The following is a 7,709-nucleotide window of genomic DNA, read 5'->3' on the forward strand; positions in this document are numbered from 1 at the left end:
GCATCTCTTCGGCGTGGGCAGGTATCGAACAGCGTCGGCTTTTCAACTGTCCTGTGGCCTCATCACGGATCGAGTCGATGTACTCGATCAGAGCCCACGCGTCATCATGAATGGACGCGGGTACGGCCTTCGCTGCGTGGTCGCTCGTGACCGTTGCCAAGACATCGGTACGGCTTGGCGCCTCTCGGGGATCCGGTCTTCCCTTGTCGCAACCGCTGCCCCGGGGACCGCCGGACGCCTGAGCGCCAGCCTGTCAGCGTGACCAGTGGTCTTGTCTCCCGCGGTGCAAATCCTGCGCCCGATTGCTGTGAGGGTCCACCGCGGTAGCGGGTGATCGCAGGTTCGTCGCTGCGGCTGTGGACCGAGATGCTCGACGCGAGCCTCTCATGTACTGCGGACGAGGCAAAGGTATCGATCTCAGCAAAAACATTCGGTGTATACACCCGATGTATTCATGTGGTGTATGGTTGAGTTATGGACTCAACCTTAACGATGCTGGGACTCCTCGGACGGAGCCCGAGTCACGGCTACGACCTGAAGAGCGCTTATGATCGACTCTTCGCCGCAGCCCGACCCATCGCCTATGGCCAGGTGTACTCAGCCCTGTCTCGTCTCACCCGCGACGACTTCGCCGTGCTCACTGCTGAAGAGGCAGGACAAGGGCCCGATCGCAAACGCTACGAGATCACCGACAAGGGTCGGGACAGGCTCCGCTCGTGGCTCTTCACCCCCGATGCTCCTGTCCCCGGGTTGCAGAGCAATGTTTATGCCAAAACGATGATCAGCCTCGTGCTTGGCGACGACGCCGTCCATCTTCTCGAGATACAGAAGAGCGAGCACCTCGACAAGATGCGCGACATCACCCGACGCAAACGTGATGCTGATGTCGCCACCTTGCTTTTGTGTGATCACGCTCTTTTCCATATTGAAGCCGACCTGCGATTCATCGATCTGACCATGTCTCGACTCACGGAACTCAAGCGAGAGGCACTGTCATGAACGTCTCATCAACGACAATCTCAGAGCCCGCATTTGGCGAGACTCTGCTCTCGGCACAAGGGCTGCATCTCTCGTTCGGGCTCACTCATGCGCTTCGCGGTATCGATTTCGAAATCGCTCACGGTGAGCGTGTTGCGATCATGGGACCCTCGGGCTCGGGCAAGTCAACCCTGCTGCACGTACTCGCCGGGGTCCTAACCCCAGACGAAGGTGAAGTCCGGTACGGCAAGACAGTTGTCTCCGGGCTGGGCGAGGCAGATCGAGCCCGCCTCCGCCTCAGTGATTTCGGATTCGTCTTCCAGTTCGGCCAACTCATACCTGACCTCTCTGCGATCGATAACGTGAGCATCCCCCTTTTATTGGCAGGGATGTCTCGAAAGCGCGCCCTTGGTCAGGCACGCGCTTGGCTTGATCAACTTCGTGTAGCTGACCATGCGTCCAAACTGCCGACCCAGCTCTCCGGTGGCCAAGCCCAATGTGTTGCGATCGCACGAGCGCTTGTTACGGCACCGAAAGTTCTATTCGCGGACGAACCAACGGGGGCGCTGGATTCCCTCGTCGCCGAATCGGTCATGGAGACGCTTACCGACGTCACACACGCTAACCGCACCACGCTTGTCATCGTCACGCACGACGCGCGGACTGCCTCGTATACCGACCGCGAGATAGTCGTGCGGGACGGACGAGTGTCCTCCGGCTACACCGACAGGCAGCCGGCCCGACGATGAATAGTCTTCTTATTCTGCGTTCGCTCTCAGTCGGAACTCGTTCCCACAATCGCCGACTCGGGGCCATTATCGCTGGCATCAGCATCGGCGTCGCATTGCTGCTGCTGCTGGGGAGTGCCGTCGGCTCCCTGCACGATCGCACCACACGCAGCGCTTGGCTAAGCGTCGGCGGGGAACGCGCTGTATCAGCAGGACTTCAGACACCCCTTGAGAACAACGAGATCGAGGCCAATTCAGTCGCTGCTTACTCGGATATTGATTTCGTTCGGCAGCGACCCATCTCCGAACTCGTCGTCGCGACGTCCGCCCCGCATGGAATGGAACTTCCTGGAGGCCTGCGCCCCCCGCAGCCTGGCGAGTACCGTGCCTCTCCCGCGTTACAACGCCTCATCGACACCCTGCCGCCAGAAGAATTGGGCAACCGGTACGGGCGGAGCATTGGAACATTGCCTACGGATATCTTGGAAAGCGACGATATGCTCGCTGTCGTAGTCGGCGCGAGCGGTGAGCAAGTTTATGCCGCGGGTGGATATGCGATTGCGGGCTGGAATTCGAGCTCTTCCGCAGCTGATGCTTATGATTTGATAGCGATCGCCGGATCGATCATGCTGCTGCTGCCGATCCTGTTGCTCATTGGCGCAGTGACTGATCTTGGCGGGTCACAGCGCGCGGAGAGATTGGCAACTCTTCGGCTGATCGGAGCGACTCCGGGACGCGTATCACGACTCGCTGCACTTGAGACCGCGCTGGCCGCGGCGGCGGGGACTCTCCTGGGTTCTGCCTTATTTTCTCTTGTCGGCCTAGCTCTCAGAACGGTTGCACCGAAGGATCAACTCGTAGTTCCTGGGATTATCGGCGTGGACTTTTACCGAGTTCTTCTGGTGGGTATAGCCGTGATTGCGGTCTCATCCGGGATTGCTGGTGTTCGGGCTCTGTTTGGGCGTATCGGGCCGCTGGGGAGCCAGCGTCCGATCGTGGAGGATCGTCCGTCTGTCCTCCGGCTGATCCCTCTCGCACTGGGTCTTACAGGTTTGGTATGCGCAGTGATGGAACGTGATGCGTCGCCCGTACGAGTATTTGACCAGCGGTCACTCTACGTAACTGTTCTTTTCGTCTCTGTGATCCTTCTGCTTGGTGGCCTGCTGTGGGCCGGGCCGACTCTTCTCAGCGTTGCGGCAAGGGTTGCAGGGTTGCTGGCCCGAGGTGCGACATCGACTCTTGCGGCTGCGCGAGTTGCTTGCAGTCCTCGCGCAACGTTTCGCGGGGTGAGTGGAGCAGCTGCGGTGATGTTCATTGCTTCACTGCTCGCCGGCGGAATAGGAGCGACGAGCGCGCCTCGACAGCACGACGGGGGATTGCCTGCCTCCACGGTGTTCGCTTTTCTCGATTCGACGGCTCCAAAAGCAACGGGTCCCAATGCGGATGCTGTTGCGGCATGGCGCGATGTACCGGGGATTACTTCAGCAGCGCTGGGGACAGCAGCGTCAGACGTTGTCCGGTTTGTGGTCCGCGGTCAGGATGCCCCCACCTTCGGTCTCGCTCCAGCAGGTGAATCCCTCGCGCTTGACCTGAGCAGCCTCTTCAGCGGACAAATGCACGCAAGAGCAGTTCAAACCTTCCCCGACGGGGCGGCACCTTATATCGTCGCCGTCGCGACAGACGGAAAGTCGGCATCGATTGACCGGGCCCGGACGCTCGTACTCTCCTCAGGTCTTCCTCTTCGAGGAATTCTTCGCACGTCGAGCGATGACCCGAACGGACCCTCCCTACTGCAAAACCAACAGTTCACCTCTCTGGCAGTTCCTGCTCTACTATTCATCGCTTTCGTCGCAGCTCTGATCTTCGGAGTCTCCACCATTGCACAGCTCTTAGATCGACGCAGAATTCTGTCCCTGCTGCGATTGACGGGCATGCCGTTGACAACCATCCAGCGCACCCTGGCCCTCGAAACAGCAGCACCTGCCATCGGTTTTATGGTTCTTGCATCGATCCTGGGCTATATCTCAGCCGGTGCCATTCTCGCCACAGTGACGACCGGACGACAACTTAATCCACCAAGCGCAATCTTCGTGGCGATATTAGTAACGTTCGTCGCCCTGCTCTTGTTCTCACTAGCGGCAACATTCAAAACAGCTCGTAAATCGACGGAACCAATCACCCTCCGCTTCGAGTAGTCCACCCGCTATAGATTTCCTCAAGCTACCGACCTCTGTCGGTCTCCTTGACGCGCCGCAAAGCTGTCATTTTCCCCCCCACCCGAAATAACAAAGTAAGGACAAATCATGATGTTTCTCACCACCTCTCGCGCCCGCATCATTACACGGCGTCAGCGAGCCACGATGCTTCTCGGAGGCCTAGCCGTGATCTCTGCCGCTCTTACCGGATGCAGCGCTTCGAGCCAGACCGCAGAGTCTCAGGACTCCGGATCTGCAGCGTCGCAGGACTCCGGATCCGCATCATCCACCTCCGGCATGACCAAGGAACAAGCCCTTTCTCTGCGGAACGAGACTGTACGTCGGGACTCGGCCTGGCTCGAGAAGTTCGACGCTTGCCTCGCCAGAAATGGCGTCAAGGACACCGGTCCCGCTCAAAACAAGGATCCCCGCTTCCAGACCGTTTCAGATGATTGCACCAAAGAAGTCGGCGACGCAGAACCGTTCTCTGCAGACGAGCTGTCCGCCATCCGAATGCTTACGAAGCTCACTTTCGACTGCCTACGAAACAAGGGCGCTGACATCCCGGACCTTACCGCGGACGGTAATTTTGGGGAATTTCCTGCTGACTTCGACTGGAAGCTCTACGACACGTGCGCGGATGGCGGCACCGAATGAGAATCTCGCGCCGGTCCGCCGTCATCGGAATATCCGTCACCCTCGTTCTCGCAGGAGGTTCCGTCGGAACGTGGGCCTATATCAACAACTCAAGTCACCATACTGCCCCCGCTCCCACAGCACCCGCCTCTACAGCACAGGTGACCCGCACCACCATAGCCACCTCCACGCGGATGTCCGGTGATCTGCGGTATCCCACAACGGGGACTCTCACAGCACGCGCCGCAGGGACCATCACTGCTGCTCCTGTGAGTGGATCGTCACCGGAAACAGGATCAGTCCTGTACCGGGTCAATACGGCACCGACCGTCTTGTTTGCTGGAACGTTCCCGATGTGGAGAGATATATCAGAGGGCATGACCGGGGACGATGTGCTTGAGCTTGAACAAAATCTGGCTGCGCTGGGTTACTACAGTCGGCAACCGGATTCGGAGTTTCTTGCACCCACCACGGCTGCCGTCCAGCGATGGCAGAAGGCCGTGGGCCTGCCGGAAACGGGTGTCGTCACGATGTCGTCGGTCGTCTTCCAACCGGGTCCGGTTCGTATCGGTAAAGTGACGGCTTCTCTCGGCGCGTCAGTCGAAGCAGGTGCAACCGTCAGTGAGGTCACAGCACCGACTCCTTCGGTGCTCGTGAAAATACCTTTGGCGAATCAAGGGCTAGCGTCGCTCGGTGCGGCAGTGTCTATCACCTTGCCGAACGGAACACCGACCACCGGATCAGTGACAAGCATCGGGCAACCAGAAGCAGCCCCCACCAAGTCGGGAGAAACGGCTGACCGGGTAGTTCCGATCGAAGTAGCGCTCAGCGATCTCTCAAATATTGGGACGATTCAAGAGGGGCCAGTCGCCGTGGATTTCACAGGCGAACGTCACGAGAACGTTCTTGCCGTTCCCGTCGACGCTCTTCTGGCGCAGCCAGGCGGTGGATTCGCGGTGGAACGAGTCACCGATGGCACAAAACGTAAAGTCATCCCTGTCACCACCGGCTTGTACCAGGATGCGCTCGTCGAGATATCCGGGGATGGCATCACCGAAGGCACCACCGTCGTGACGGCGCAATCATGACGTCACCTCTGCTAGAGCTCGACGACGTGACGCGCGACCATGGCACTCCCCCAGTACGAGCTGTGGATCACGTTTCCCTCCAAATAGAGCACGGCGAGATGCTCGCAATCGTCGGCCCCAGTGGTTCGGGCAAGTCAAGTCTGCTCAATGTTATGGGCTTACTCGACCACCCGACCGCCGGCGCAGTGCGCATCAATGGCGTCGACATATCTACCGTTTCCGATCGGCACCGTTCAGGGCTCCGTGCTCTCACTCTGGGCTTCGTGTTTCAACAATTCCACCTCAACGAGAGCATGACCGCGCTTGATAACGTCGCCGATGGGGCCCTCTATGCGGGTGTACCTCGACGTATTCGACGAAGCCAAGCCGATTCCGCGCTCGAAAAGGTAGGGCTTTCTCACCGCGTGAACCATCGGCCCCACCAACTCTCCGGCGGGGAAAAGCAACGAGTTGCTATCGCGCGAGCTCTCGTGTCTGACGCTCCCCTCCTACTGGCGGATGAACCCACGGGGGCACTTGACTCGGAATCAGGCTCGAGTGTCATAGCACTCCTCAGAGAAATTAATGCGCAGGGCACGAGTGTCGTGATCATCACCCACGATCACGCCCTGGCCGAGAGCCTCCCTCGCATCGTGTCCATTCAGGACGGGCGTATTCGCTCAGATATCACGACCGGAGGGTCACGATGAACCGTTCACGCTTACTCCCCGCAGACCTCCTCAGAGTGGGCGCAGTGGGAATACGCTTCCGCCCACTTCGCGCCGTCCTTGCCGCGCTCGGAATCGCCGTCGGAATCGCCGCCATGATCGCCGTCATCGGAATATCCTCGACAAGCCAAGCCCGGCTCGGCAAGCAACTTGATCTGCTCGGCACCAACTTGCTGACCGCCGGATCAGCCGCGAGCCCGGGCAGCGAACCGGTAGCGCTAGCACCAAATGCGGTTGAGCGGGTACTGCGCATTGACGGCGTCGAAGCCGCATCTGCGACGGCTTACCTCCCCGCAACGAACATCTACCGAAATTCTTTCGTCGACCCACGCCACACAAAGGGCATCATGGTGAGCGTCGCCGACAGTCGTCTGATCGACGTCACCCACAGCACTCTGCGAAGTGGCCGCTGGTTCGACTCCGCTACCGAAACCTTGCCAAGCGTCGTGCTCGGCGCTCAAGCAGCGCGATTACTTGGCATCGACACGATCGGAGATCTCGTCTGGCTTGGAGGATCCGACTTCACCGTCATAGGGATTCTCGAGCCCTCCCCTCTCGCACCAGAACTCGACATGAATGCGTTGGTGCCTCGCCCAATCGCCACGAGCGAGCTGGGTTGGGACGGACACCCGAGCACAGTGTACGAACGATCGAGCAACAGAGCGGTCCAGAACGTCCAAGCACTTATCGCCGCCAGCATCGATCCGGCTAATCCACGCCATGTCGGAGTAACACGCCCGTCGGACGCATTACAGGCGCGCTCCGCAGTGGACACCTCGTTCACCGGTCTTATCCTCGGCATCGGCTCGGTGGCCCTCTTGGTCGGAGGCATTGGCGTCGCCAACACCATGGTTATCTCCGTCCTAGAACGCCGACGAGAAATCGGTCTACGCCGGGCACTAGGGGCAACACGCGGGCACGTTCGCGTTCAATTTCTTATGGAAGCTTTTCTCCTTTCGCTGCTCGGCGGTTTAGGAGGAACAGGCCTGGGGATGATCGCGGTAGCCGTCTTTGCGACCTTGAACGACGCGCCATTCACGGTCCCCCTAGCAATCATTCTTACGGGTATCGGATCAACGGTCGCCATCGGCGTGCTCGCCGGGTTGTACCCCGCTGTATCCGCTGCACGCACAGCACCAGCTATCGCGCTGACGACATGAGGAGCAACCGATGGTGCCACAGTTCTGTGCACGAGCGCGTGGGTATATCGAATGCGGATGACCCTGACACCGCGCGATCATGAGATACCTCTAGATGAGTGAGTCCGATTGGTTCGGGCGGCGTGGATGCTGTTAATCGCAGGCGGAGGGTGTTAAGCCCAGTGTGTGAAAACAGACCTCAACACCCTCCTGACCACACTTTACGTCCATCTCGATG

General features: G+C 59.4%; 7 protein-coding genes. All 7 read left to right on the plus strand.

The annotated features are described in order from the left end of the window. The first annotated feature begins 474 nt into the window (after positions 1 to 474). Positions 475 to 999, plus strand: a complete 525-nt coding sequence (locus TZ00_RS16675; protein WP_044443407.1) for a PadR family transcriptional regulator — start codon at positions 475 to 477, stop codon at positions 997 to 999. Then, the gene (locus TZ00_RS16680; protein ID WP_044443409.1) at positions 996 to 1,727 is read left to right on the plus strand and encodes an ABC transporter ATP-binding protein; all 732 of its coding nucleotides are present in this window, start codon (positions 996 to 998) and stop codon (positions 1,725 to 1,727) included. The genes TZ00_RS16675 and TZ00_RS16680 overlap by 4 nt, the downstream gene beginning before the upstream one ends. Before the next feature lie 95 nt (positions 1,728 to 1,822). Beyond that, complete coding sequence (locus tag TZ00_RS19475) at positions 1,823 to 3,901, plus strand: FtsX-like permease family protein (RefSeq protein ID WP_161793792.1); 2,079 nt, start codon at positions 1,823 to 1,825, stop codon at positions 3,899 to 3,901. 108 nt (positions 3,902 to 4,009) lie between these two features. Further along, positions 4,010 to 4,558: a hypothetical protein gene (locus TZ00_RS16685; RefSeq protein WP_044443411.1), complete on the plus strand. Its 549-nt coding sequence runs from the start codon at positions 4,010 to 4,012 to the stop codon at positions 4,556 to 4,558. A gap of 356 nt (positions 4,559 to 4,914) precedes the next feature. Beyond that, complete coding sequence (locus tag TZ00_RS19480; RefSeq protein ID WP_161793793.1) at positions 4,915 to 5,625, plus strand: peptidoglycan-binding protein; 711 nt, start codon at positions 4,915 to 4,917, stop codon at positions 5,623 to 5,625. Further along, entirely contained in the window at positions 5,622 to 6,314 is a 693-nt protein-coding gene (locus TZ00_RS19485) for an ABC transporter ATP-binding protein (protein WP_084606238.1), read from the plus strand. The genes TZ00_RS19480 and TZ00_RS19485 overlap by 4 nt, the downstream gene beginning before the upstream one ends. A gap of 44 nt (positions 6,315 to 6,358) precedes the next feature. Beyond that, positions 6,359 to 7,492, plus strand: coding sequence for an ABC transporter permease (locus TZ00_RS16700; protein WP_238579730.1), 1,134 nt, complete (start codon positions 6,359 to 6,361; stop codon positions 7,490 to 7,492). Positions 7,493 to 7,709: the final 217 nt, after the last annotated feature.

It is taken from the genome of Agreia bicolorata (assembly GCF_000938265.1).
Lineage (GTDB): Bacteria > Actinomycetota > Actinomycetes > Actinomycetales > Microbacteriaceae > Agreia > Agreia bicolorata.

Excerpts from the sequence above, each read along its gene's own strand:
- TZ00_RS19480 (WP_161793793.1), top strand. The coding sequence starts at position 4,915 with ATGACCGGGGACGATGTGCTTGAGCTTGAACAAAATCTGGCTGCGCTG.
- TZ00_RS16680 (WP_044443409.1), top strand. The coding sequence starts at position 996 with ATGAACGTCTCATCAACGACAATCTCAGAGCCCGCATTTGGCGAGACT.
- TZ00_RS19485 (WP_084606238.1), top strand. The coding sequence starts at position 5,622 with ATGACGTCACCTCTGCTAGAGCTCGACGACGTGACGCGCGACCATGGC.
- TZ00_RS16685 (WP_044443411.1), top strand. The coding sequence starts at position 4,010 with ATGATGTTTCTCACCACCTCTCGCGCCCGCATCATTACACGGCGTCAG.
- TZ00_RS16675 (WP_044443407.1), top strand. The coding sequence starts at position 475 with ATGGACTCAACCTTAACGATGCTGGGACTCCTCGGACGGAGCCCGAGT.